Genomic DNA, 26332 nt, shown 5'->3' with positions numbered 1-26332 from the left:
TTGTGGTCAACGCGCAAGCTCCCGGACAATGCATGTCATGGACACGGGGGCTTGCGCGCCCCGCGTTCCCGGGGCGGTCGCATCGAAGTGCTTCGAACTGCACATCGATGATGTCCGAACCGGTTAATCCAACGGGTGGCGCGAATGCATCGCGTTCGCACTGTCCGGCGGCAGCAGTTTCGAATCGCAAAGGGGGAACAGATGCATCGGATCATCATCGTAGGCGGAGGCGCGGGCGGCCTGGAACTGGCGACGCGGCTCGGCGACCGTTACGGCGCGCGCGGCAATCGTCCCGCGCGTGCGCTTGTCACGCTCGTCGACCGCAATCCGACCCACATCTGGAAACCGCTGCTGCATGAGGTCGCGGCCGGCAGCATGGATCCGTTCACGCAGGAGCTCGAATATGCGGCGCAGGCGCGCTGGCATGGCTTCGAATTCCAGCAGGGCGAACTGACCGGGCTCGACCGTGCGGCGAAACGCTTGACGCTGTCGCCCATCAACGACAGCGACGGCGAGGAACTGCTGCCGGCGCGCGAGCTGGAATACGACACGCTCGTGATCGCGATCGGCAGCACGACCCACTTCTTCGGCGTGCAGGGCGCATCGGAAAACGCGATCGCGCTCGATACGGTCGGCGAGGCCGAGCGTTTCCGCAAGCGGCTGATCGCCGCGTGCATGCGTGCGGAACATCAGGCGCCGGCGCCGACCGCGCCGGGCGAGGCGGCCGAGCCGCGCATCCAGGTCGTGATCGTCGGTGGCGGCGCGACGGGCGTCGAGTTGTCCGCCGAGTTGCGCAACACCGCGCAGGTGTTGTCGGCCTACGGGCTGCACAAGCTCGACCCGCGGCACGACGTCGGCATCGTGCTGATCGAATCGGGGCCGCGAATTCTCCCGGCGTTGCCGGAGCGCGTGTCGTCGGCGACGGCCGAACTGCTCGAAAAGATCGGCGTGCGGCTGATGCTTGCCGAGCGCGTGACCGAGGTGGCGCCCGGGGCCGTTCATACGGCGAGCGGCAAGACGGTGCGTGCCGACCTGACGGTCTGGGCCGCAGGCATCAAGGCGCCGTCCGTGCTCGCCAATCTCGATGGCCTCCAGGTCAACAAGCTCGGCCAGCTTGACGTGCGCCGCACGCTGCAGACCTTTACCGACGACAACGTGTTCGCGCTAGGCGATTGTGCGGCATGCGCATGGCCCGGCAACGAGCGCAACGTGCCGCCGCGCGCGCAGGCTGCGCACCAGCAGGCGAGCTTCCTGCTGAAGGCAATCGGCTGTCGGCTCGACGGGCGCCCGCTGCCCGAATTCACCTATCGCGACCTCGGCTCGCTCGTGTCGCTCGGCCATTTCAGCGCGGTCGGCAACCTGATGGGCGGGCTGATCGGCGGCAACATGCTGATCGAAGGGCTATTCGCGCGCTTCATGTACATGTCGCTGTACCGGATGCACATCGCCGCGCTGCACGGCTATCCGCGCATGATGCTCGACACGGTTGCGCACTGGCTGCGGCGCACGACGCTGCCGCGCGTCAAGTTGCACTGAGCGCGAGTTCGCGCGGGAAGCGGGCGGGGAGCGCACGTCGTGCGTAGTCCCTGCCCGTCGTTCTTTGCGGGCTGCCGTGCCGGCGTGTGACGGGCAACATCGACCGCGTGTTTTTCGTTTCAATTCGCCAGCATCCGATCGCTCGACGGCGATCGACATGCGGCTTGTTGCATCGCGATTCGATGGGGCGCCTGCGGTTTTTGCGCGGCGATCGGCGTGTCGAAGCAACACGCCGTAATCGAGTCTTACATATCCGACAGTTGACGTGACAACGGATTATTGGGCATCTTGTCCGGGTTTCCGTTTGCGGCGGGGTGCCAACCGCCGCGACATCCGCGCCGCATACCGGCGCGATGCCACGTCATGCCGTATCCGCGATCGTGACGGCGGCGCCCAATCGAGGAGTGCATTCATGTTGAAACCCGAAGTCGACAGCCTGGTCCCCCACGTTCCGTTCTCGCGCCGCAAGTTCATGCAGGCCGCGCTGGGCGGTGCCTTCGCAGCGGCGGTGCTGCCCGTGTCGGCGCAGACGGTCACGACCGACAGCGAAGGGCTGGACGTCGACACCGTCGAGATCCGCTCGGGAGACGCGAGCGTGCCCGCGTATCGCGCGCAGCCGAAGGACAAGACGAACCTGCCGGTCGTCATCGTGATTCACGAGATCTTCGGCGTGCACGCGCACATCGCCGACGTCTGCCGCCGCTTCGCGAAGCTCGGTTATCTCGCCATCGCGCCCGACCTGTTCGTACGGCAGGGCAATGCGGCGAAGTATCCGACGATCAAGGACCTGTCCGAGCACATCATCAGCAAGGTGCCTGACCGGCAGGTGACCGAGGATCTCGATGCGACCGTCACGTGGGCCGGCAAGAACGGCGGCGACCTGTCGCGTCTCGGCGTGGTCGGGTTCTGCTGGGGCGGCCGTCAGAGCTGGCTGTATGCCGAGCACAACCCGCACGTGCGTGCGGCCGTTGCATGGTACGGGTTCGTCGAAGGCAAGACCGACGAGATGACGCCGTTCAACCCGGTCGATCATGCATCGTTGCTGAAGGTGCCCGTGCTCGGGCTCTACGGCGAGAAGGACGCGAACATCACGCAGGCATCGCTCGCCGACATGCGCAAGGCGATCCAGGCGAGCGATTCGAAGCTCGCGCGCGAATCGGAGATCGTCGTGTATCCGGATGCCGGCCACGCGTTCTTTGCCGATTACCGGCCGAGCTATGTGAAGGCCGATGCGGAGGAGAGTTGGAAGCGCGCGATCGCGTGGTTCCACAAGTACGGCGTGATGTAACCGGCAAGCGGCGGCACATGCCGCCGCTGCGTTGCGACCGCGCTTACGGTGTCGGGCCGGTTGCGATCGGTCGCGACGGATCGGCGCTCCATTCGCTCCACGAGCCCGGATACAGCGACGCGCCGTGCAGGCCCGCCACCTCCAGTGCAAGCGCATTGTGGCAGGCGGTGACGCCGGAGCCGCATTGCAGGATCACGCGGTTCGGCTCGGTGCCCGCCAGCACCGCGGAAAACGCTTCGCGCAGTTCATGGCCGGTCTTGAAGCGGCCGTCCGCGGCGAGATTGTCCTTGAAGAAGCGGTTGCGCGCGCCGGGGATGTGGCCGCCCACACGATCGATCGTTTCGTTTTCGCCGCGGTAGCGGTCGGGTGCGCGTGCATCGATCACGACGCGCGTGGGTGTGCTCACGTTGGCGAGCACGGCTGCCGCGTCGACCGTCGATTCGAGCGGCGCAGCCGCGCGGAAATCGCCGGCGGCCGGGTGCGGCACGTCGGTCGCCAGAGGCTGGCCGGCTGCTTCCCAGGCCTGCAGGCCGCCGTCGAGCACGGCGACCGAATCGTGGCCGAGCCAGCGCAGCAGCCACCACAGGCGAGCCGCATAGGCGCCGCCCTGTGCGTCGTACGCGACGACTTGCTGGCCCTGCTTGAGGCCTCGGCTCGCGAGCAGCGTGGCGAGTGCGTCGCGGGTCGGCAGCGGATGGCGGCCGTTGGTGCCCGTCTTGCGGCCGGACAGGTCGCGGTCGAGATGAAGATACTGTGCGCCGGGGATGTGACCGGCCGCATACGCGGCTTCGCCGGCGGCGGGATCGACGAGATCGAAGCGACAATCGAACAGTGCGACGCTGCCGGGCGCCGCCGCCAGGCGCTCGGCGAGATTGGCGGCGGAAATGAGTGTGGTGTAGTGGGTGTGTGGCATGACGGCTCCCTGGAGTGCGAATGGCCTGACACTCCAAGTCTAAACAAAAAAAGACGGGCCGAAGCCCGTCTTTTCGTCTGCCGGATGCCGTGCGGCGTCAAAGCGCCGCACCGGCTTTCAGATGTCGCCGAGGTGGCGGCGCAGGAACTCGTGGAAGTGCTGCATGCCGTCTTCCATCGGGCTCTGGTACGGGCCGACCTGCGACTCGCCGCGTGCCATCAGCGCACGGCGACCTGCGTCCATCCGCATCGCGATTTCGTCGTCCTCGACGGCCGTTTCCATATAGGCGGCGCGTTCCGCCTCGACGAATTCGCGTTCGAACAGCGCGATTTCCTCGGGGTAATAGAACTCGACGATGTTGGTCGTCTTTTGCGGGCCGCGCGGGATCAGCCACGACACGACGAGCACGTGCGGATACCACTCGATCATCAGGCCCGGGTAGTAGACCATCCAGATCGCGCCGAACTCCGGCGGCACGCCGTTGCGGAACTTGAGCACCTGCTCGTGCCATTTCTGGTAAGTCGCGCTACCCGGTTTCGCGAGGGCGTTGTGCACGCCGACCGTCTGCACGCTGTACCAGTCGCCGAACTCCCACTTGAGGTCGTCGCACGACACGAAGCTGCCGAGGCCCGGGTGGAACGGGACGACATGGTAATCCTCGAGGTAGACCTCGATGAACGTCTTCCAGTTGTAATCGCACTCGTGCACTTCGACGTGATCGAAGTGGTATTCGGAGAAGTCGAAGTGATGCTTCGTGCCGAGATGGGCGAGATCGCGCGCGACGTTCCGGCCTTCGGCTTCGAACAGCAGCCCCTGCCAGTTCTGCAGCGGGCTCTTGCCGAGGTTCAGGCACGGCTTGTCGGGGAAGTGCGGCGCGCCGAGCAACTGGCCGTCCAGGTCGTACGTCCAGCGGTGCAGCGGGCACACGATGTTCTGCGTGTGGCCGCGCCCGTTGAGCATGATCGCCTGCCGGTGACGGCAGACGTTCGACAGCAGTTCGATCTGGTTCGCGGGGTTGCGGACCAGCACGCGACCTTCCTTCTCGGACGGCAGCGCAAAATAATCCCCCGCCTCGGGCACCATCAACTCGTGCCCGACGTAACGAGGTCCTTTCTTGAAGAGGGTTTCGATCTCGCGCTCGAGTAGCGCCTCATCGAAGTATGCAGTGACTGGAAGCTGGCTGTGGGCCGACTTCAACTGAAGCGCATCGCTCAGATTGGACATTCCCACTCCCGGTGTTAGCGTGAAAGCAGTGAACAACCCAACCATCGAAAAATCGATTTAGGGAAACGCGGAATTATACCCGGTTCGCCTCGCAAGGCCAGGATTAAGTGCCTGATTTGTGTCAATTTTTTGTCGGGCGGGAATCGGAAGGCGCACAATGTGCGTCGAAGGTGGGGCCGGAATATGTAGCCGGGTGCCCAAGACGGCAGGTCGGAAAATTCTCTTTTGCCGTAGAATGTCCGACTTGTTTTGAAATTTGACACCCTCGTCCATGGCGAAAACCGCATCCCCAGGCGCCACGCCGCCCGGCAATGGCACCGAACCGTTGCCGGACAATTACGAGACGGCGCTCGCGGAGCTCGAGACGCTGGTTGCCCGGATGGAAGGCGGCGCGTTGAGCCTCGAGGATTCGCTGACGGCGTATCGCCGCGGTGCGACCCTCGTTGCGTTTTGCCAACAGCAGCTTGAGAAAGTGGAACAGCAGGTTCGCGTGCTCGACGGCGCGACGCTGAAGCCGCTTTTGTCCGGAACGGCCGCCACGGACGGCGAAGACGACGATCTATGACATTCGAACAATGGATGCGGTCCGTGCTTGACCGTGTCGAGGACGCACTCGGCCACTATTTGCCCGCTGAAACCGCGGTGCCGGCGAAACTCCACGAGGCGATGCGCTACGCGGTCCTCGGCGGCGGCAAACGCGTTCGCCCGCTGCTGTGCCATGCAGCAGGCGAACTGACCGGCGCGACGGAAGCGGCGCGCAATGCGGCGGCGGCGGCACTGGAGATGATCCATGTCTACTCGCTCGTGCACGACGACATGCCGTGCATGGACGACGATGCATTGCGTCGCGGCAAGCCGACCGTGCACGTGCAGTACGACGAGCCGACGGCACTGCTGGTCGGCGACGCGCTGCAGTCGCAGGCGTTCGTTGCGCTGACCGACGCCGCTGCGCTGTCGCCGGTGCAGCAGGCCGCGCTCGTGCGCGAGCTGGCGCTGGCGAGCGGCTCGATCGGCATGGCCGGCGGGCAGGCGATCGACCTGGCGAGCGTCGGCCTCAAGCTGACGCGCGAGCAGCTCGAGACGATGCACCGGATGAAGACGGGCGCACTGTTGCGCGCGGCCGTGCGGATGGGTGCGCTGGCCGGCGAGACGCCGTCGGCGGAAACGATGGCGGCGCTCGATGTGTACGCAGGGGCCGTGGGTCTGGCCTTCCAGGTCGTCGACGACATTCTCGACGTCACGACCGATTCGGCGACGCTCGGCAAGACGGCCGGCAAGGATGCGGCGAACGACAAGCCGACCTATGTATCGATCCTCGGCCTCGAGGCGTCGCGCGAGCTCGCAGCACAACTGCGCGCCGAAGCGCACGACGCGCTGAAACCGTTCGGCGCACGCGCTCAGCGTCTCGCCGAACTTGCCGACCTGGTAGTGAACCGGGTCAGCTGACGCGAAAGCCCGCCGCCGCGCACATGCTACGGTGCGTGCAACAGAATGCGGGCGCGTTTGATTTCCTACAATGGAACGACGATGTACGACTTGCTGAAAACCATCGACGACCCGGCGGACTTGCGCCGCCTCGATCGTCGCCAACTTCAACCGCTCGCGGATGAACTGCGCGCGTTCGTGCTCGACAGTGTGTCGAAGACGGGCGGCCATTTGTCGTCCAATCTCGGGACGGTCGAGCTGACGATCGCGTTGCACTACGTGTTCAACACGCCGAACGATCGCATCGTCTGGGACGTGGGGCACCAGACCTACCCGCACAAGATCCTGACGGGGCGTCGCGACCAGATGCATTCGCTGCGTCAGCAGGACGGCATCTCGGGTTTCCCGCGCCGTTCGGAGTCGGAATACGACACGTTCGGCACCGCGCACTCGAGCACGTCGATCTCGGCCGCGCTCGGCATGGCGATCGGCAGCCAGCTGAACGGCGACGACCGCTTCTCGATCGCCGTGATCGGCGACGGCGCGATGACGGCCGGCATGGCGTTCGAGGCGATGAACAACGCGGGCGTGTCGGAAGACGCGAAAGTGCTCGTGATCCTCAACGACAACGACATGTCGATCTCGCCGCCGGTCGGTGCGCTGAATCGCCATCTCGCACGCCTGATGTCGGGCCGTTTCTATGCGGCTGCGCGCGCGGGCGTCGAGCGCGTGCTGAGCGTTGCACCGCCGGTGCTCGAACTCGCACGCAAGCTCGAGGAGCACGCGAAGGGCATGGTCGTGCCGGCCACGCTGTTCGAAGAGTTCGGCTTCAACTACATCGGCCCGATCGACGGTCACGATCTCGATTCGCTGATCCCGACGCTGCAGAACATCCGCGAACTGCGCGGCCCGCAGTTCCTCCACGTGGTGACGAAGAAGGGCCAGGGCTACAAGCTCGCCGAAGCCGATCCCGTGCTCTACCACGGCCCGGGCAAGTTCAATCCGGCCGAAGGCATCAAGCCGTCCGCCACGCCCGCGAAGAAGACGTACACGCAAGTGTTCGGCGAGTGGCTGTGCGATGAAGCCGAGCGCGACACGCGCGTGGTCGGCATCACGCCGGCGATGCGCGAAGGCTCGGGCATGGTCGAATTCGAGAAGCGCTTCAAGGATCGCTACTACGACGTCGGCATCGCCGAGCAGCACGCGGTGACGTTCGCGGGCGGCCTCGCGACCGAAGGGCTCAAGCCGGTCGTCGCGATCTACTCGACGTTCCTGCAACGTGCGTACGATCAGCTGATCCACGACGTTGCGCTGCAGAACCTGCCGGTCGTGTTCGCGATCGACCGCGCGGGCCTCGTCGGCGCGGACGGCGCGACGCATGCGGGCGCGTACGATCTCGCGTTCATGCGCTGCATTCCGAACATGACGATCATGGCTGCATCCGACGAGAACGAATGCCGCCAGATGCTGCACACGGCGCTGCAACAGCCGAACCCGACCGCGGTGCGTTATCCGCGCGGCGCGGGTACGGGCGTGGCGACGGTGAAGGAGTTCACCGAGATCCCGCTCGGCAAGGGTGAAGTGCGTCGCCACACGTCGCAGCCGGAAGGCAAGCGCGTCGCGATCCTTGCGTTCGGCACGATGGTCGCACCGTCGCTTGCCGCCGCCGAGGAACTCGATGCAACCGTCGCGAACATGCGTTTCGTGAAGCCGGTCGACGCTGCGCTCGTGCGTGAACTCGCCGAGACGCACGACTACCTCGTCACGGTCGAGGAAGGTTGTGTGATGGGCGGCGCGGGCTCGGCCTGCGTGGAAGCCCTGATGGAGAGTGGGGTTATCCGACCCGTACTACAATTGGGCCTCCCTGACCTGTTCATCGATCACGGCGACCCCGCGAAGCTGCTGTCGCAATGCGGCCTCGACGGCGCGGGTATCGCGAAATCGATTCGCGAACGCTTTCTGAATCCGGCGGCCGATGTCGCCGGTCAGGCGAAGCGCGTCGCATAAGCTGGCGCCGCCCGCGGGCGGTGCCGGTGCGACTGGCGCGACCGGTCTTCATTGATGCGGAAAACATGGGCCTGCGGGCCCATGTTGCTTTTCCGGCTGCCGCATGACGCGGCGTGCGCGTCATCGAACGCGCGGCTTACAAGGATTGAACAAGATGAACCAGATGAATCCCGCCTTCGTGATGCCCGACGTGCAGAGCACGGTGGATACCCGCCAGATTCCGATTCAGCGCGTGGGCGTGAAGGCGGTCCGGCATCCGTTGACGGTGTGTACCGAAGGCGGCGACGTGCAGCCGACCGTCGGCGTCTGGAATCTCGACGTCCGCCTGCCGGCCGACCAGAAGGGTACGCACATGTCGCGCTTCGTCGCGCTGCTCGAAGAGAACCGTGCGCCGCTGACGGTCGAGCGTTTTCGCGCGATGCTCGCGTCGATGCTCGAGAAGCTGGAAGCCGAGGCAGGCCGCATCGAGGTCACGTTCCCGTACTTCGTGAACAAGACGGCGCCGGTGTCGGGTGTGCAGAGCCTGCTCGACTATGAAGTGACGCTCGCGGGCGAAAGCCGCAACGGCGACACGCGCCTATTCCTCAAGGTGCTCGTGCCGGTGACGAGCCTGTGCCCGTGCTCGAAGAAGATCTCGCAATACGGCGCGCACAACCAGCGCTCGCACGTGACGATCGACGCGGAGCTCGCGGCCGACCTGCCGGTCGAGGCGCTGATCCGCATCGCGGAGGAAGAGGCGTCGTGCGAGCTGTGGGGCCTGTTGAAGCGTCCGGACGAGAAGTTCGTCACCGAGCGCGCATACGAGAACCCGAAGTTCGTCGAGGATCTCGTGCGCGACGTCGCGCAGCGTCTCGACGCGGACGAGCGCGTGGTCGCGTATGTGCTCGAAGCCGAGAACTTCGAGTCGATCCACAATCACAGCGCGTATGCATTGATCGAACGCGACAAGCGGCAGGCTGCATAACGCTGCGTCGTTTTGCCGCGCCGATGAAAAAGGCCGCTCGTATGAGCGGCCTTTTCGTTTGTCGGTGTGGCGTTGTGTCGCGGGGCGTCGCTCAGCGTGCGAGCGACGCGAGATCCCAGCGTGGCTTCACCGTGAAGGCATAGTCGGCATTCGCCTGCTCGGGCCAGCGGTCGAGCCGCAAGGCGCCCGCGAGCGCGATCATCGCGCCGTTGTCGGTGCAGAGCGCGAGGTCGGGGTAATGCACGTCGAAACCGCGCTTGGTCGCGGCGGCCGACAGCGCGGCGCGCAACTGGCGGTTCGCGCCGACGCCGCCCGCGACCACGAGGCGCTTGAGCTTCGTCTTCTTCAGCGCGGCGAGCGACTTCGCGACGAGCACGTCGACGGCCGCGTCGACGAAGCCGCGCGCGAGGTCGGCCTTCGCGCGTTCGAGCGCTTCGCCCTCCAGTTTCGCCGCTTCGAATTTCTTCATCTGCGTGAGCACGGCCGTCTTCAGGCCGCTGAAACTGAAGTCGAGATCGCCCGAATGCAGCATCGGGCGCGGCAGCACGACCGCACCCGGCGTGCCGGTTTCGGCGAGCTTCGAGACTTCCGGGCCGCCCGGGTAGCCGAGGCCGATCAGCTTGGCCGTCTTGTCGAATGCTTCGCCGGCCGCGTCGTCGAGCGTTTCGCCGAGCGTCTCGTACACGCCGACGTCGGTCACGCGCATCAGTTGCGTGTGGCCGCCGGACACCAGCAGTGCGACGAACGGGAACGGCGGCGGCTCGTCGACGAGCAGCGGCGACAGCAGGTGGCCTTCGAGGTGATGGATGCCGACGGTCGGCTTGTTCCATGCAAGCGCGAGCGCATTCGCGATGCTCGCGCCGACCAGCAGCGCGCCGGCGAGGCCGGGGCCCTGGGTGAACGCGATCGCGTCGATGTCGTCGCGGCGCGTGCCGCTTTGCGCCATCACTTCCTCGAGTAGCGGCAGCGCACGGCGGATGTGGTCGCGTGACGCGAGTTCGGGCACGACGCCGCCGTACTCGCGGTGCATCGCGATCTGCGAATGGAGCGCATGCGCGAGCAGGCCGCGCTGCGTGTCGTAGAGCGCGAGGCCGGTTTCGTCACAGGAGCTTTCGATGCCGAGAACGAGCATGGGTGCGGGCAGGGCGCGCCGTATCGAGCGCGCCGCGGGAAGGTCAACGTAACCGGAAATTATAGCAGGCGGGGGCAGGTCGCCGCCGCAGGCAGCCCGGGCCGGAGGCCGGGCGGGTACAATCCGCGCCATGGAAACCTATGACATCGCCGTGATCGGCGCGGGCGCCGCCGGGATGATGAGCGCCGCGGTTGCCGGGCAGCTCGGCCGCCGCGTCGTGCTGATCGACCACGCGCCGCGGCTCGCCGAGAAGATCCGCATCTCGGGCGGCGGCCGCTGCAACTTCACGAATCTTTACGCAGGCCCCGACAACTATCTGTCGGCGAATCCGCATTTCGCGCGCTCGGCGCTGGCGCGCTATACGCCGCGCGACTTCCTCGGGCTGCTCAAGCGCCATCATGTGACCTGGCACGAAAAGCACAAGGGCCAGCTCTTTTGCGACCACGGCAGCGACGCGATCATCGACGTGCTGAAGCACGAGTGCGACGCGGGCGGCATCGCGTGGCGCAGGCCCGTCGTCGTCGACACGGTGCGCCACGCGCCGGCCGACGGCTTCGCGCTCGACACGCAGCAGGCGGGGACGATCGGCGCGCGTGCACTGATCATCGCGACCGGCGGCCTGTCGATTCCGAAAATCGGCGCGACCGACTTCGGTTACCGGCTCGCCAAGCAGTTCGGCCACAAGCTGATCGACACGCGGCCCGCGCTCGTGCCGCTGACGTTCGCGCAGCAGGACTGGGAGCCGTTCGCGGCGTTGTCCGGTGTATCGCTCGAAGTGCGCGTATCGACCGGCGACAAGAAGCGCGGCGGAGAATTCGTCGAGGACCTGTTGCTGACCCATCGCGGCCTGTCCGGGCCAGGGATCCTGCAGATTTCGAGTTACTGGCAGCCGGGCGACCCGATCCGCGTCGACCTGTTGCCGCAACGCGATACGGTAGCCGACCTGCTCGACGCGAAGCGCACGTCGAAGCGCCAGATCGGTTCGCTGCTCGCGGACTGGGTGCCGTCGCGCCTCGCGCATGCGTGGCTCGACACGCATCGCGTTGCAGCCGACGCGCGGCTCGCGGACCTGCCCGACAAGACACTGCGCCAGATCGGCGACGCGCTGTCCGGCTGGACGCTGACGCCGAACGGCACCGAGGGCTACAAGAAAGCCGAAGTGACGAAGGGCGGGGTCGATACGCGCGACCTGTCGTCGGCGACGATGATGAGCACGCGTGTGCCGGGGCTGTTCTTCGTCGGCGAGGCGGTGGACGTGACGGGCTGGCTCGGCGGCTACAACTTCCAGTGGGCGTGGGCGTCCGGCACGGCAGCCGGGCAGGCTGCCGCGGAGTATTCGCGTGGCGCCTGACATGCCGGGCCGACGCCGTTTTGGCGGGACCAGGCCCCGTGCCTTTGGGCAATCGCTCTGCTATACTCGGTAGTCTTTCCCTGCAAACCTTTATTCGTGTCGGATCATGACGATCATTCGCGTTAAAGAGAACGAGCCGTTCGAAGTTGCAATGCGTCGCTTCAAGCGCACGATCGAGAAGAACGGGCTGTTGACCGAACTTCGCGCGCGCGAGTTTTACGAGAAGCCGACCGCGGAGCGCAAGCGCAAGAAGGCGGCAGCGGTGAAGCGTCATTACAAGCGTATCCGCAGCCAGACGCTGCCGAAGAAGCTGTACTGAACGATTGGGCGCCGCGCGGTTCGCTGAGCGGCGCACCGGCGACTCCGTGCGATCGGGCGATCGCGGAAGATCGAGCATGATCGTGCGACCGATCAGGCGAGCCGCCGATGCCGGATTCGAGCAACCCGCTTGAGACACAGTCCCAAGCGGGTTTTTGTGTTGACGCCCGTATGGCGGGCGTCGGATTCACGTTTCCTTCCCGGGTGAAAGATGAGTTTGAAAGAGCAGATCAGCGAAGACATGAAGGCCGCGATGCGCGCGAAGGAAAGCGAGCGCCTGGCAACGATTCGCTTGCTGATGGCCGCGATCAAGCAGCGCGAAGTCGACGATCAGATCACCCTCGACGACGCGGGCATCACGGCCGTGATCGACAAGATGATCAAGCAGCGCAAGGATTCGATCAGCCAGTTCCAGGCCGCCGGCCGTGACGACCTCGTCGCGAAGGAGCAGGCGGAGCTGGTCGTGCTGAGCGGCTACATGCCCGAGCAGCTGTCGGAGGCCGAGGTGGCCGCCGAAGTCCAGGCCGCGGTCGCGCAGACGGGCGCCGCGGGCCCGCAGGACATGGGCAAGGTGATGGGCGTCCTGAAGGGCAAGCTCGCCGGCCGTGCCGACATGACGGCCATTTCCGCACTGGTCAAGGCCGCGCTCTCGAAGTAACACCCGTTTCCCCGGTGCGCGCGGTGCGTGCGCCGGGGTGTCGTATTGTCTTTTTTCGCTCGATCCCACGGTGATTCCGCATTCGTTCCTGCAGGATTTGCTGAACCGCGTCGATATCGTCGACGTGGTGGGCCGGTACGTGCAGCTCAAGAAGGGCGGCGCCAACTTCATGGGGCTGTGCCCGTTCCATAACGAGAAAAGCCCGTCGTTTACGGTCAGCCCGACCAAGCAGTTCTATCACTGCTTCGGCTGCGGCGCCCACGGCACGGCGATCGGCTTCCTGATGGAACACGCGGGGCTCACGTTCCCGGAAGCCGTGCAGGAACTCGCGCAGTCGGTCGGCCTGACCGTGCCGCACGAGCCGTCGATGCGTGGCGGCGGTGGGGGTGGAGGCGGTGGCGGCGACTATCCGGCGCCGGTGTCGAAATCGGTTGCGACCGCGCTGTCCGATGCAATGACCGCCGCGTGCGACTACTACCGCAAGCAGTTGCGTGGCGCGACCGTCGCGATCCAGTACCTGAAAAACCGGGGCCTGACCGGCGAGATCGCCGCGCGCTTCGGGCTCGGCTATGCGCCGGACGGCTGGCAGAACCTCGAAGCTGCGTTCCCCGACTATCGCGACGAGTCGCTCGTCGAGTCGGGGCTCGTGATCGTCAGCGAGAAGACCGATGCGCAGGGCGTCGCGCGCCGCTACGACCGGTTCCGCGAGCGGATCATGTTCCCGATCCGCAATGTGAAGGGGCAGGTGATCGGCTTCGGCGGCCGCGTGCTCGGCAGCGGCGAGCCGAAGTACCTGAACTCGCCTGAAACCCCGTTGTTCAACAAAGGGAGCGAGTTGTACGGCCTGTTCGAGGCGCGGCTCGCGATTCGCGAGCGCAAGTACGTGCTGGTCGTCGAAGGCTACATGGACGTCGTCGCGCTCGCGCAGCTCGGGTTCCCGAACGCGGTCGCGACACTCGGCACAGCGTGTACGCCGATTCACGTGCAGAAGCTGCTGCGCCAGACCGATACGGTCATTTTCAGTTTCGACGGCGATTCGGCAGGACGGCGGGCGGCCCGGCGCGCGCTCGAGGCATGCCTGCCGCATGCCGGCGACAACCGTACGATCCGGTTCCTATTTTTGCCGGCCGAGCACGATCCGGACAGCTACGTGCGCGAATTCGGCGCGGATGCGTTCTCCGAACAGGTTGAGCGCGCGATGCCGCTGTCGCAATTTTTGCTGAACGAAGCAATTGCCGGCAAGGCGCTCGATCAGCCGGAAGGCCGTGCGAAGGCGCTGTTCGATGCGAAGCCGATGTTGCAGGCGCTGCCCGCGAACGCGTTGCGCGCGCAGATCATGCACATGTTCGCCGACCGCCTCGATATCCCGTTCGAGGAGGTTGCGGGGCTGTCCGATGTCGATACGCGGATCGCGGCACCGCCGCGCCAGGCGCCTGCACGCAGCGAGCGGCGCCGCGTGACGGACAGCGAAAAGCGTGCGTTGCGCACGCTGGTGATGCATCCGCGCATCGCGTCGGAGCTCGACGATGAACAGCTTGCGACCCTGCGTGCGTTGCCGCGCATCGGCGAACTGTTCGCGGAGGTCGTCGATCATGCCCGCGCGCTGGGCGATGGCGCGGAGTTCCGGCTGCTTTCCGATGTCCTGCGGACGTCCTCGAATGGAGCGACTTACGAGGAAATCTTCCGCGAAATTCTGGACTATGATGAAAACGTCCGCGATTTGCTGTTACAGAATCCGGAAGACGAGACGGTGCCCGAGCGGCAGCGTGAGCAGGAACGGATCGCGGGGGAGGAGTTGCAGGCCGCGGTGCTCAAGATGCGTTACGACGCTTGCTGCGACCGGCTTGACAGGCTGGCGCGGCAATCCACCTTCACACCCGAGGAATTGGCCGAATTGACGGAATTGAACCAGCAGCGAACCGACATGAAGCGTCGGCTCGGGCTGTAGGCGGCCGGGGAGCTTAGAGAGGGTTCCCCAGCGTGCTATAATATAAGGTTTCCAGCGGTTTGTTTTCTAAGCAGAGGCGAGAATCGCGATGGCAAAGACGACAGGCGGAAAGAAAGCAGCAGGCAAGGGCTCGACGGAGCCGACCAAGAAGGTCACAGCGGCCAAGTCTGCTTCTTCCACCAGGACAACGTCTTCAGCCACGTCAGCCCCAGCAGGGAAAAAAACCGCGGCCGGCACTGCTCAGGCTGCGCCGGCGCCGGCAGCCAGAACACGGGCTGCCGCCAGACCCGACTCCGGGCCGGCCAAGCCGGCGGCGAAGCGGGCAAGTGCGAAAAGCGCAAGGGACACGACTGCCGCTGCGGACGAAACGGCAGTACGTACTACTCATGCACCCACGGTTCAACCGGCTGTCGTCCAGCAGCCGCGAGTCGATATAGCCGGTACGGCGAACTCCATGACCAAAAAGCTGAACGAAGTATCCGTCGAAGACGACGCAAATCAGAGCGACGAGCAGCCCGCAGCAGCAGCAGCGGCTGCACCGGGCAAATCCAAGGTGCGCGACCGTCGCGCCAAGGAAAAGGCGCTGCTGAAGGAAGCGTTCGCGACGAGCACGCCGGGTACGGCCGAGGAGCTCGAAGAGCGCCGCGTGAAGCTGCGCGCGCTGATCAAGCTCGGCAAGGAGCGCGGCTTCCTCACGTACGCCGAAATCAACGACCACCTGCCGGACAACTTCACCGAGACCGAAGCCCTCGAAGGCATCATCGGCACGTTCAACGACATGGGCGTGGCGGTCTACGAGCAGGCGCCGGACGCGGAAACGCTGCTCCTGAACGACAACGCGCCCGCCGCGTCGTCGGACGATGAAGTCGAAGAGGAAGCGGAAGTCGCGCTGTCCACCGTCGATTCGGAATTCGGCCGCACGACCGATCCGGTCCGGATGTACATGCGCGAAATGGGCACGGTCGAGCTGCTCACGCGTGAAGGCGAAATCGAGATCGCGAAGCGGATCGAGGACGGCCTGCGCCACATGGTGATGGCCATCTCCGCGTGCCCGACGACGATCGCCGACATCCTCGCGATGGCCGAACGCGTCGCGAACGAAGAGATCCGCGTCGACGAGCTCGTCGACGGCCTGCTCGATCCGAATGCTTCGGACTCCGCCGATACCGACGGCTTCTCCGCGAAGGAAGCGGAGGCCATCGAGAACGAGGACGAGGAAGCCGAAGAGGAAGAGGAAGAAGAGGAAGAGGAGGAAGACGACGGTGCCGCACAGGCATCGGCCAACGCCGCCCAGCTCGAAGCCCTCAAGCGTGCGTCGCTCGAGAAGTTCTCGCAGATCAGCGAGTGGTTCGACAAGATGCGCCGCGCGTTCGAAAAGGAAGGCTACAAGTCGAAGGCCTACCTGAAGGCGCAGGAAACGATCCAGACCGAACTGATGACGATCCGCTTCACCGCGCGTACCGTTGAACGCCTGTGCGACACGCTGCGTGCGCAGGTGGACGAAGTGCGTCAGGTCGAACGCCAGATCCTGCACATCGTCGTCGACAAGTGCGGCATGCCGCGTTCGGAATTCATCGCGCGCTTCCCGGGCAGCGAAACCGACCTCGACTGGGCCGAGAAGATCATGGCCGAAGGCCATTCGTACAGCGCGGTGCTGTCGCGTAACGTTCCGGCGATCCGCGAACAGCAGCAGCGCCTGCTCGACCTGCAGGCGCGTGTCGTGCTGCCGCTGAAGGACCTGAAGGAAACCAACCGCCAGATGGCGGCCGGCGAACTGAAGGCGCGCCAGGCGAAGCGTGAAATGACCGAGGCCAACCTGCGTCTCGTGATCTCGATCGCGAAGAAGTACACGAACCGCGGCCTGCAGTTCCTCGACCTGATCCAGGAAGGCAACATCGGCCTGATGAAGGCGGTGGACAAGTTCGAATACCGTCGCGGCTACAAGTTCTCGACCTATGCGACGTGGTGGATCCGCCAGGCTATCACGCGCTCGATCGCGGACCAGGCGCGCACGATCCGTATTCCGGTTCACATGATCGAGACGATCAACAAGATGAACCGCATCTCGCGGCAGATCCTGCAGGAAACCGGTCTCGAGCCGGATCCGGCAACGCTCGCCGAGAAGATGGAGATGCCGGAAGACAAGATCCGCAAGATCATGAAGATCGCGAAGGAGCCGATCTCGATGGAAACGCCGATCGGTGACGACGACGATTCCCATCTCGGCGACTTCATCGAGGACACCAACACGGTCGCGCCGGCCGATGCCGCGCTGCATGCGAGCATGCGCGACGTCGTGAAGGACGTGCTCGATTCGCTGACGCCGCGCGAGGCGAAGGTGCTGCGGATGCGCTTCGGTATCGAGATGAGCACCGATCACACGCTCGAGGAAGTCGGCAAGCAGTTCGACGTCACGCGTGAACGGATCCGTCAGATCGAGGCCAAGGCGCTGCGCAAGCTGCGTCACCCGAGCCGTTCCGACAAGCTGAAGTCGTTCCTCGAAGGGAACTGATTTCCAGCGTCTCTCCTGCGAACGCCGCCGGTATCCGCGTGATGCCGGTGGCGTTTGTCTCCTTTGTTGTTACAATGCCGGCCCGGCTTCTTTGCCGGGGCAGCGTGTGACACGCTTCGATTCTTTTCAGGGCTTGTAGCTCAGCGGTTAGAGCAGTCGACTCATAATCGATTGGTCGCGGGTTCGAACCCCGCCGGGCCCACCAGATTTCATGCGCGCGCTCGCGCCGCATGCCGAGAACCCGCGATGGCTTCATGCATCGCGGGTTTTTCTTTGTATGGACGCGTGCCGCGATCAGGAAAGTACCGAGAGGGTGCCGCGCCGCTGTCAATCGAAGTATGCTGTAGCGCGGCCGTTCCACACGCGACACCGGGTACGGCCGAACGAAAACCAGGCAGCCCCGCGATCCATCCGGCGGCGAGAACAAACAGACTTCGGCCGGGAGCGGGACGGCAATCATGACCATGCTGCGTTCGTGGGGTGCGATTCTTTCGTTGCTGGCGCTCGTCGCATGCGCGAGCCTGCCGCCGCAGGCCGATCGCGCGCCGACGCACGCGTACACCGATACGGACAACACGCGGCTGGGCGTGGCGTTCCGGCAGCAAGCCAGCGCCCATCCCGGGCAGGACGCGTTTCACCTGCTGACCGATCCGGTCGACGCGCTGGATGCGCGCGTGTTGCTCGCCGACCGCGCCGATCGCTCGCTGGACCTTCAGTACTACATCTGGCACGACGACCTGACCGGCCACGAACTCGCCGACGCAATCATTCGCGCGGCGGATCGCGGCGTCCGCGTCCGTGCGCTGCTCGACGATCTCGGCACGAACGCGGACGACCGCAAGCTGCTCGAGATCAGTTCGCACCCGAACATCGAGATCCGGCTGTTCAATCCGGTCGCCACGCGGCGGTTCAAGAAGATCGGCACGGTGTTCGAGTTCGCGCGCGTCAACCGGCGCATGCACAACAAGGCGATGATCGCGGACAATCAGGCGGCGATCATCGGCGGCCGCAATATCGGCGACGAGTATTTCGGCGCATCGTCGATGCTGGAGTTCGGCGATCTCGATGTCGTCGTCCACGGCCCGGTCGTGAAGGACATCTCGACCGAATTCGACACGTTCTGGAATTCCCCGTACGCGTATCCGATCAGCGCGCTGGTCGGGCACGAGGCGGCACCGGGCGGGCTGGACCGCGAGCGTGAACGGTTGCGGGACTACCTGAGGGCCATGGAGGACAATCCGTACGTGCTCGAGGCCAGGCAGCGACTCGACCGGATCGTTCACGGGCAGGGCACGGAACTGTCGTGGGGCCGCGCAACGGTGCTGTACGACGATCCGTCGAAGATCGCGCACGCGCCGAAGGACAGCGACGGGCATTTGATGCCGCAATTGCGGGCGCTCGCGTTGCAGCCCGAACATGACCTGCTGATCGTGTCGCCGTATTTCGTGCCGGGCAAGGATGTCGTCGAGCGGCTGCGCGCGCTCACGGCGCGCGGCGTGCGCGTCACGGTGCTGACCAACTCGCTCGCGTCGACCGACGTGGCGGCCGTGCATGCGGGCTACCGGCATTACCGGAGCGATCTCGTGGCAGCCGGCGTGCGGCTTTACGAACGGCGGCCGTCAGGCGACAAGAGCATCTCGAAGCAGGTCATCATCGGATCGTCGCGTGCGTCGCTGCATGCGAAGACCTACGTGTTCGACCACAAGAGCATTTTCATCGGATCGATGAATCTCGATCCGCGTTCGCTGAACCTCAATACGGAGATCGGCGTTTACTGCGAGAGCCCGGCGATTGCGTCGCAGGTGGCGAACGATCTGGAAGCGCGGCTCGATCTAATCGCGTGGCGCGTCGAGCCGAGGACCGATGCGGCGGGCAAGGGGCAGCTCAAGTGGATTCAGACCGATTCGAACGGGAAGGTCACCGAGCTCGATCACGAACCGGAAGTGTCGGCCGGGCGGCGGATGGAAGTCTGGTTTCTCGGGCTGTTTCCGCTGGAGTCGCAACTGTAAGCGACGATGCCGCGTGTGACGCTCAGCCGCGCGTGCGGCCCTGCGCGTCGATGACCGCCGCGAGCTGCATCGTCGCGGTCTCGATCGTCGCATCGCTCAGCCCGGAGTATCCCAGCACGAAGCCGTTGTACGGCCGGCCGTCGCCGACCCGGTAGCTGCTCAGCGGCTGAAGCAGCAGGCCACGCGCGGCTGCGGCGCGGGCGACGTCGGTATCGCGCAGCGGGAGCGCGAGGTCCGCCGACAGATGCATGCCGCCCGGGCTTTCCCGAACGCTCAGCGCTGTGCCGAGGTGGCGGGCGAGTGCCGTTTCCAGGTTGTTCCGCCGCTCGGCATACAGCGTCCTCATCCTGCGCAGGTGCCGCGCAAAGAGGCCGGTGTCGATGAACTGGGCCATCGCGAGTTGATCGGCCGAGTGGCCGCGATGAACGAGTTCGCGCAGCGTTCGGGTGAAGCGTTCGACCAGAACCGGCGGAACCACCATGAAGCCGAGCCGAAGGGCGGGAAACATCGTCTTGCTGAAGGTGCCGAGATAGCAGACCGGTGCGTCGGCATGCAGGCCCTGGATCGCGGGCAGCGGCTCGCCGTCGTGGCGGAACTCGCTGTCGTAGTCGTCCTCGATGATCCACGCGCCGCACGCACGTGCGTGCTCGACGAGCGCCGCTCGCCGCCGGGGGCTCATCAGCGCGCCGAGCGGGTATTGATGCGATGGCGTCGTATAGATCAGCCGGGGTGGCCGGGAGCGCCACTGTTCGTCGGTGGGCGCCATTCCTTCGCGGTCGACCTCGATTGGCACGATATCGAGGCCGGTCGAGCGGAATGCGGTACGGGCGCCGTTGTAGCAGGGGTTCTCGAGCCAGCCGGGTTCGCCGGGATTCGCCAGCATGCGCGCGCACAGTTCGAGGCTGCCTTGCGTGCCGTCGGTGATGAATACCTGGCCTGTTTCGCAGCGCACGCCTCGCGAGACGCGGATGTAGGCCGCCACGGCACGCCGCAATTCGGGCAGCCCTTCGACCGGACCGTATGCGAGCTGCGCGGGCTTGATGACTTTCCATGCGCGCTCGATGCAACGGCGCCATTGGGCAACCGGGAATTCATCGAGCGACGGAAGACCGGGGACGAACGGCAGCATGCGTTCGGGTTCGGGATCGGCGTTCTCCAGCCCGTGCACGCGCTCGGACAAGCGAACCGTGGCCGGCCCGCTCTCGAGCCCGGTGCTCGAACGGCCGCATCCGTCCCAGCGCGTGATCGTACCGTTGCGCGTGGCCGCCACGAAGCCTTCCTCGGCAAGTCGCTCGTACGCATAGACGGCCGAATTGCGCGCGATGCCCAATTCCGCCGCGAGCACGCGGGTCGACACGAGCCGTGTGCCGGACGGGATGCGCCCGTCCAGCAGCATGTTGCGCAGGCTCCGGTAGAGGGCCTCCTGCTGGCTGTGGCGTGTCGTGCCCTCCTGTCTGGAAAGCGACGAGATGAGCAGCGCGAGATCCATGGGCTGGTTCCAGAATTTTTCGGTGAGCTGGTTCTTTTGAAGATTCGGCGCGCATCGTATCGTTCAGTTCTCGCGGTGCCGGCCGGTGCGCGGGGCCTTCCGGCGATCGTCCCCGATTGCGGCACGCGCATATTTTGATCGATTTGAAGCGCGGCTGTCGATGGGGCGATCGATCGGTCGTTCAGGCGTGGAAGTCGCACGTATTCAATTCGATTAAATTCGCAGTACAAATATATTCCGGGCGGATCATTGAGCCCTGCCGGAACGCGGGTCGCTCGATGTGCGCAAGGGCGCGCGAACAGGAAAACGAAACATGAAAGACCAGACCGTCATCGCTTCCACACCCCGCACCACCATTCGCCGCCTGCCGGAATTGGCGAATCGCGATCGCACGATGCTTCATCGCATCGTGGACGAAGCGTACGTCTGCCACATCGCGTTCGCTGCAGGCGAGAACACGCACTGTATCCCGACCGCGCACTGGAGACGGGGCGATGACCTCTATATTCACGGGTCCAACGGTAGCCGGATGATCAAGGCGCTGTCGGCGGGCGCGCCGGCCTCCGTCGCGATTACGTTGCTGGACGGGCTCGTGCTGGCCAGGTCGGCCTTCAACCATTCGATGAATTATCGATCCGCGGTGATCTACGGGCGGTTCGACGTCGTGGAGGGCCGTGACGACAAGCTGGCGGCGCTGGATGCGTTGATGGACAAGATCGCACCCGGTCGCAAGCATGACGCGCGGCCCGGCAACGAGAAGGAAATCAATGCGACCAGCGTGCTGCGGATTGCCCTTGCGGAAGCGGCGGTGAAAGTCAGCGATTCGCTGCCTTCCGACAAGGATGAAGATCTTGCGCTTGCTGTCTGGACGGGGATCCTGCCGCTGAAGACGACGCGTGGCGCACCGGTTCATGCCGACGGCAACATGCCGGTGCCGGACTACGTCCGGAACTGGGCCGAGTGAGTTGTGCGGCAAGGCCGCGCGGCTTCGCGGAAGACGGCGGGGTACGACGTTTGGGGCGTGCTCGCGCCGCATGGCGGCACGACGCGCGTTTCGTCGGCAGGCAGCGCGAATACCGCGCTGCCGTGACGGGGTGCGTTTCACTCGGTGCGATGTTCGTGCCCGGGTATTGGACGTTAAAGTCGCTTGCGCAACGATTGAAAGGCCGCCGGGTGCGTCGTCGCACCGGCTGCTGCCCCGCGAGATTGCGCGGAACGCAAAAAAACCCGCGACGGCCTGGCGGTTATCTCGGGTGATTTGAACGACCGCATCCGGTTCCCTGCGTGCGCCTCGGAGCACACGCGGAACCGGCGCAGTCATCGGTCCATCAGCGTGCGAAATCCGGCGTGCTCTGGATGAACGCGTTCAGCTTCGAGATGTTCACGCTGCCGAAGCCCGTCGTCGCGTCCCAGCCGGCCTTCGCCTTGTAGCCGTAGGTGCCGCTGCCGTTGTTGCCGGACGTGACATCGTGCAGCAGCGCCGCGTTGCTCGGGAAGTACTTGTAGAGGCTCGACGCGGGGAACCCGAGCGCATTGTTGTTCGCGGACTGCAGCCGCGCCCAGATGCCCGTGAAGATCGGCGCGGCGAGGCTCGTGCCGCCTTCGTTGTTCAGGTAGCCCGAGCCCCACAGCGTGTCGGACGTCTGGCCATTCACGACGAGAATCGCGCCGGTGCGCAGGTCGGCATCGAAGCCGACGTCGGGCAGTGCGCGCTTGGTCGATCCCGTGAGGCTCGACGATTGCCACGACGGCGCGGCTTCGTACTTGCTGTACCCGCCGCCCGTCGACCACACGGTGCCCGGCTGCCAGCTCGGATCGTTCCAGACGATCTCGCTGTTGTAAGCATTGGTCGACGTATTGGTGAACAGCGTCGTGCCGCCCACTGCGATCACGTACGGCGACGTTGCCGGCTCGCTCACCGTGTAGGTCGAGCGCGACGGCGTGCCACCCGCGCATTCGTATGCACCGTGGTCGCCGGCGGATACCGAGAAGGTTTGCCCCTGCGCGATCGCCTGCTTGAAGATGGTGTCGTCGGTTGCCTGCGAGCCGGTGCTGTTCGCGGACGATTCGCACACGCCGAGCGACACGTTGATTACCTTCGCGACGTTGTCGGTCACGGCCTTGTTGTATGCGGCGGTGATCGCCGTGAGCGTCATCGACGGTGCGACGTAGAACACGACCTGCTTCACGCTGCCGCCGGCCGCGCCGACGATCGACTGGCTGTCGAGGTTCCATTCGACGGTGCCGTCGGTGTCGGTGTACGAGCTGCCGGACGGGCCCGTCTTCACGATGCTGCTGCTGATCGTGCCGAGGCTGTTGTTTGCGGCGAACGTGTTGAGGTCGCTCACCGTCTGCGACAGGTCGCCTTCGGAGATGATGCCGACGGTGGTCTGCGAGGCCGTCGGCGTACCGTTGCCGCCGTAGATCGACGAGAACTCGGTCGGGTTGTGCGGCACCGCCGATGCGCCGGCCGGAATCGTCAGGTTGCTGGTGTTGCCTTGCGGCTTGCTGCCCGCGCCCGTGTGCATCAGTTCGACGTTCTGCAGGCCCAGCACCGCGCCCACGACGCCGCCGATCGCGTTCGGCACTTGCGCGGCGTCGGTATTCGCATAGACGCTGCGGCCGTTGCGCGTGAAGCGCTTGAGCGTCGTGCGGAACGCGGACTTGATGGTCGCCGCGGTGCCGGACGCGGATACCAGCAGGCGGTTCGGTGCGACCACGATGTTCACGAAGCCTTCCTTGCGCAGGTGTGCGACGACCGAGGCGACCTGCTGGTCGGTCGGCGCATATTGCGCGGCGAACTGCGCCGGCGTGAGGAATTGCCGGTAGTGCGGCGAGCCGGGCGTATGCAGGTCGTGCAGGTATTGGTCGAGCTGTGCTTCGTTGCGCAGGTTCAGCCCGAGCACGATGTCTACCGATTCGCCGGGTGCCATCTCGATGGCTGCCGTGGCAGCGGCGGCCGTGCTTGCGGCAGGCGCGCCGGCCGTACCGGCTTCGTTCTGCTGCACGAGCGGCAGGAAGCCCTTGGTGCGCGTTTCCGTCCAGCCGGCCGCGGGCGCGGCGTGGACGGTCGCGATGCCGAACGATGCGGCTGCCGCGGCGGCGAAGGCGAGCTTGATGAAGCGATTGTGCTTTTGATTCTTGTCTGCAACCTGATTCATTTGAATTACCCCTCCGGTTGAACATCGAACGGCACGAACAACAACGGTCAACAGCGGTGCGGATCGTGCACCGCCGATTTCTGTCGCATGCGTGCGGATGGCGCGGACGCGACAGGGCCTTTCGCCCGATCCGGACAGGTGTTTTTTCTCCGGGGGCGAAATTCTGAAAATGCGGTAGCGAGAGGGCTGCGTCGCGATACGGCGCAGTCGCGCGAACTGGGCGCGGGCGGGATTGCTAGAGCAACAGTTTCGTTGTCCTGCTCATTTGATTCGATCCTTCGGCCCGCTGCCGGATGGCAGTCGTCCAATGAAATGCATCGGGATGTTGCATGGCCGGCGCGCGAACGATACGGCCGGCGGCTGGCACTTCGGTGCGGCGGAAGCGAAAAAAACGTGGAGCGGAAGCGATTGCGCAGTGAGCAATTTGTCAGATTGCTTGCATCGGACGGTATCAAGAACGAAAGCGGGGTGTCAAACTTTTTTTGGTTATATGAAACAAATTTAAAGCGAATAAATGCAATGTTTTTGAAAATATTGGCAGTAATTTGTAATATTCGACGCCAACGAAGAAAGTAATGCTGAATGCGGTTCGCCGATCGTTTCCGGTTCGATGCGTAATTGGCGCGACTGCCCGATCGTGTTCGAGGCGCGACTCGAATCGCCGGTGCGAGATATCGAAGCCGATCTCGTCAGTGAATGGGTCGCGCCTTTCTTCGACCGGTACGGAATCGAGCAGCCCGATCCGGGCCGGATCGCTTTCTACCGGTTGCTCGACGAGTTTTTCTGATTTATCGGGTGGTCACGGGCGGCGCGCGAAACGTTTTTCTGTCCCGCGCATTGCTGTTGTCGATGCGTTGCAGCCGCGACGAACCCGGCCGCACGGCATCGCTCGACTCACCGTCAACCCGCACCCGCCTGCCACCCGAGCCCGAGGCTCTTCTGCACCGACACGTAGTCCTTGATCAGTTCGGCCTGCCCGGCGATCACGTTCTGCTGTGCGGAAAGTGCTTCGCGTTGCGTATCGAGCAGGTCGATCATCGATGCGACGCCCGCGCGATAGCGTTCATCCATCAGCGATCGCGAATGCACGGCGGAGGTTTGAACCTTGGTGAGCGCAACGACGTGCTCGCGCTGGTGTCCGTAGCGCTGCAATGCCGTGTTGGCGTCCTGCAACGCACCGAGCACCGCCTTCTGATAGTTCGCTTCCGCTTCGTCGCGCGATGCTTCGGCCGCGCGCACCGCGCCACGCGTGCGCCCGAAGTCGAGAATGTTCCATTGCAGATACGGCGCGCCGACCCACGTGAAGTTCTGCTTGCGGAGCAGGTGGCCCGGGTCCGCCGCGCTGAAGCCGAGATCGCCGAGCAGCGTCACCTTCGGGAAGTAATCGGCGACATGCTCGCCGATCTGCGCATTGCTCGATGCGAGCCGGCGCTCGGCCGCGCGAATGTCGGGGCGCTGTTTCAGCAGCGTGGCCGGATCGCCGATCGCGACGCTGCCGGGCAGCGTCGGCAGCGGCGCGGCCGGTGTCGTCAGCGTCGCGTCGAGCGCACCCGGCGCGCGCCCCGTCAGGATCGCGAGCCGGTCGAGCGATTCCGTCACCTGCGCGTCGAGCGGGATCAGCGAGGCTCGCGTGTTCTCGACCTGTGTCGTCAGGCGTTCGATGTCGGCATCGGCCGCGACGCCGCGCGCGCGGCGCTGCTGCGTGAGTTCAAGCATCTTCTGCTGCAACTCGGCGGTGCGTCGCGACAGCGCAAGCCGCTGCTGCTGGTCGCGGAGGTCGACATACGCGTTCGCGACTTCTGCCGCGATCGACACCTGCGTGTCGGCGAGATCGGCGTCGACTGCTTCCGCTTGAGCGGACGCGGCTTCGACCGCCCGGCGCGTGCCGCCGAACAGGTCGATTTCCCAGGTTGCGTCGAAGCCTGCCGAATAGAGCTGCAGCGGACCCGAGCCGCCCAGCGACGGCGATGCACCGCCCGACTGGTTCGAGCCGTTCGACGGCAGCAGCGAACCGAGCGCGCTGACGTCCGGCTCGCGCATGCGGATGGCGGCGACGGTGGCGGACGATTTCGGCAACTGCGCCGCGCGCTGTTGCGAGAGCTGCGCGCGCGATGCGCGCAAGCGTGCCTGCGCAGCGTGCAGATCGGGGTTGTACGCGAGCGCCGCAGTGATCAGGTCGTCGAGCTGGCGATCGTCGAGCGCGTGCCACCACGCGCTTGGCGCGGGTGCGGCGGTGTCGACACCGGAGGCCGGCGCGCGCACGAAGACCGGCGCATCCGGTGCTGCGGGCGCGCCGCGGTAGTCGGGGCCGACCGTGCAGCCGGCGAGCAGGCTCGCGGCCGCACACAGCGTGAGCACGGGGCGGCGGGGCAGGGAGAAGGGTTTCATCGCGTAAGA

At 65.3% G+C, this 26332-nt stretch carries 19 protein-coding genes, 1 tRNA gene and 1 pseudogene; 15 read left to right on the top strand and 6 right to left on the bottom strand.

Features of this window, described 5'->3' with window-relative positions:
- Nucleotides 1-201: 201 nt before the first annotated feature.
- Both ACTJLD_RS06755 and ACTJLD_RS06750 read left to right on the top strand, forming a co-directional pair.
- Nucleotides 202-1536: an NAD(P)/FAD-dependent oxidoreductase gene (locus ACTJLD_RS06755; RefSeq protein ID WP_042975832.1), complete on the top strand. Its 1335-nt coding sequence runs from the start codon at nt 202-204 to the stop codon at nt 1534-1536.
- 412 nt (nt 1537-1948) lie between these two features.
- Complete coding sequence (locus ACTJLD_RS06750) at nt 1949-2824, top strand: dienelactone hydrolase family protein (protein ID WP_060314232.1); 876 nt, start codon at nt 1949-1951, stop codon at nt 2822-2824.
- Nucleotides 2825-2867: 43 nt separating this feature from the next.
- Here the strand turns inward: ACTJLD_RS06750 and ACTJLD_RS06745 are convergent, their stop codons facing one another.
- Nucleotides 2868-3737 (bottom strand): sulfurtransferase, encoded by an 870-nt coding sequence (locus ACTJLD_RS06745; RefSeq protein WP_059693931.1) that lies wholly within the window; start codon nt 3735-3737, stop codon nt 2868-2870.
- A gap of 117 nt (nt 3738-3854) precedes the next feature.
- Entirely contained in the window at nt 3855-4961 is a 1107-nt protein-coding gene (locus ACTJLD_RS06740) for an aromatic ring-hydroxylating oxygenase subunit alpha (RefSeq protein WP_027791078.1), read from the bottom strand.
- Nucleotides 4962-5232: 271 nt separating this feature from the next.
- Between ACTJLD_RS06740 and ACTJLD_RS06735 the strand changes: the two genes are divergently transcribed.
- From ACTJLD_RS06735 to folE2, 4 genes are all read left to right on the top strand, one after another.
- Complete coding sequence (locus ACTJLD_RS06735) at nt 5233-5526, top strand: exodeoxyribonuclease VII small subunit (protein ID WP_440658384.1); 294 nt, start codon at nt 5233-5235, stop codon at nt 5524-5526.
- Nucleotides 5523-6407: a polyprenyl synthetase family protein gene (locus ACTJLD_RS06730; RefSeq protein WP_027791080.1), complete on the top strand. Its 885-nt coding sequence runs from the start codon at nt 5523-5525 to the stop codon at nt 6405-6407. The genes ACTJLD_RS06735 and ACTJLD_RS06730 overlap by 4 nt, the downstream gene beginning before the upstream one ends.
- Before the next feature lie 81 nt (nt 6408-6488).
- On the top strand, nt 6489-8393 hold the full coding sequence (gene dxs, locus ACTJLD_RS06725; protein WP_021160852.1) for a 1-deoxy-D-xylulose-5-phosphate synthase: 1905 nt from the start codon (nt 6489-6491) through the stop codon (nt 8391-8393).
- A gap of 154 nt (nt 8394-8547) precedes the next feature.
- Nucleotides 8548-9357, top strand: coding sequence for a GTP cyclohydrolase FolE2 (gene folE2, locus ACTJLD_RS06720; protein ID WP_021160853.1), 810 nt, complete (start codon nt 8548-8550; stop codon nt 9355-9357).
- A 91-nt stretch (nt 9358-9448) separates the two neighbouring features.
- Here folE2 and tsaD read toward each other — a convergent pair whose 3' ends face one another.
- Nucleotides 9449-10489, bottom strand: a complete 1041-nt coding sequence (tsaD, locus tag ACTJLD_RS06715; RefSeq protein WP_440658383.1) for a tRNA (adenosine(37)-N6)-threonylcarbamoyltransferase complex transferase subunit TsaD — start codon at nt 10487-10489, stop codon at nt 9449-9451.
- A gap of 121 nt (nt 10490-10610) precedes the next feature.
- Here tsaD and ACTJLD_RS06710 point away from each other — a divergent pair, with 121 nt between their 5' ends.
- The 7 genes from ACTJLD_RS06710 to ACTJLD_RS06680 all read left to right on the top strand — a co-directional run bounded on the left by ACTJLD_RS06710 (nt 10611) and on the right by ACTJLD_RS06680 (nt 19285).
- A complete protein-coding gene (locus ACTJLD_RS06710; RefSeq protein ID WP_440658520.1) occupies nt 10611-11840 on the top strand; it encodes an NAD(P)/FAD-dependent oxidoreductase in 1230 nt (409 codons plus the stop codon).
- 106 nt (nt 11841-11946) lie between these two features.
- Nucleotides 11947-12159 carry a 30S ribosomal protein S21 gene (rpsU, locus tag ACTJLD_RS06705; protein WP_006479415.1) on the top strand — a complete coding sequence of 71 codons (213 nt, stop codon included), beginning with the start codon at nt 11947-11949 and terminating at the stop codon, nt 12157-12159.
- 210 nt (nt 12160-12369) lie between these two features.
- On the top strand, nt 12370-12816 hold the full coding sequence (locus ACTJLD_RS06700) for a GatB/YqeY domain-containing protein (protein ID WP_021160855.1): 447 nt from the start codon (nt 12370-12372) through the stop codon (nt 12814-12816).
- 70 nt (nt 12817-12886) lie between these two features.
- The gene (dnaG, locus tag ACTJLD_RS06695) at nt 12887-14764 is read left to right on the top strand and encodes a DNA primase (RefSeq protein ID WP_440658381.1); all 1878 of its coding nucleotides are present in this window, start codon (nt 12887-12889) and stop codon (nt 14762-14764) included.
- Between the two features lie 88 nt (nt 14765-14852).
- Nucleotides 14853-17276 carry an RNA polymerase sigma factor RpoD gene (rpoD, locus tag ACTJLD_RS06690; RefSeq protein WP_440658379.1) on the top strand — a complete coding sequence of 808 codons (2424 nt, stop codon included), beginning with the start codon at nt 14853-14855 and terminating at the stop codon, nt 17274-17276.
- 129 nt (nt 17277-17405) lie between these two features.
- A tRNA-Ile gene (locus ACTJLD_RS06685) sits at nt 17406-17481 on the top strand.
- Between the two features lie 253 nt (nt 17482-17734).
- Entirely contained in the window at nt 17735-19285 is a 1551-nt protein-coding gene (locus ACTJLD_RS06680; RefSeq protein ID WP_059693970.1) for a phospholipase D family protein, read from the top strand.
- Between the two features lie 22 nt (nt 19286-19307).
- Here the strand turns inward: ACTJLD_RS06680 and pdxR are convergent, their stop codons facing one another.
- Nucleotides 19308-20774 (bottom strand): MocR-like pyridoxine biosynthesis transcription factor PdxR, encoded by a 1467-nt coding sequence (gene pdxR / locus ACTJLD_RS06675; protein WP_440658378.1) that lies wholly within the window; start codon nt 20772-20774, stop codon nt 19308-19310.
- Between the two features lie 313 nt (nt 20775-21087).
- Here pdxR and ACTJLD_RS06670 point away from each other — a divergent pair, with 313 nt between their 5' ends.
- Nucleotides 21088-21738 carry a pyridoxamine 5'-phosphate oxidase family protein gene (locus ACTJLD_RS06670; protein ID WP_027791087.1) on the top strand — a complete coding sequence of 217 codons (651 nt, stop codon included), beginning with the start codon at nt 21088-21090 and terminating at the stop codon, nt 21736-21738.
- Nucleotides 21739-22102: 364 nt separating this feature from the next.
- Here ACTJLD_RS06670 and ACTJLD_RS06665 read toward each other — a convergent pair whose 3' ends face one another.
- The gene (locus tag ACTJLD_RS06665; protein WP_059693972.1) at nt 22103-23935 is read right to left on the bottom strand and encodes a S53 family peptidase; all 1833 of its coding nucleotides are present in this window, start codon (nt 23933-23935) and stop codon (nt 22103-22105) included.
- Between the two features lie 667 nt (nt 23936-24602).
- Here ACTJLD_RS06665 and ACTJLD_RS06660 point away from each other — a divergent pair.
- Nucleotides 24603-24722: pseudogene (locus ACTJLD_RS06660) on the top strand (APH(3') family aminoglycoside O-phosphotransferase); the annotation flags it as partial.
- Nucleotides 24723-24835: 113 nt separating this feature from the next.
- On the opposite strand, the gene ACTJLD_RS06655 reads toward ACTJLD_RS06660, so the two are convergent.
- Nucleotides 24836-26323 carry an efflux transporter outer membrane subunit gene (locus ACTJLD_RS06655; protein ID WP_440658377.1) on the bottom strand — a complete coding sequence of 496 codons (1488 nt, stop codon included), beginning with the start codon at nt 26321-26323 and terminating at the stop codon, nt 24836-24838.
- Nucleotides 26324-26332 lie beyond the last annotated feature (9 nt).

It is taken from the genome of Burkholderia sp. 22088 (genome assembly GCF_052045915.1).
GTDB classification, from domain to species: domain Bacteria; phylum Pseudomonadota; class Gammaproteobacteria; order Burkholderiales; family Burkholderiaceae; genus Burkholderia; species Burkholderia cepacia.
Note: the sequence above shows the minus strand (reverse complement) of the source record. Positions and strands in the feature narration are given on the sequence as shown.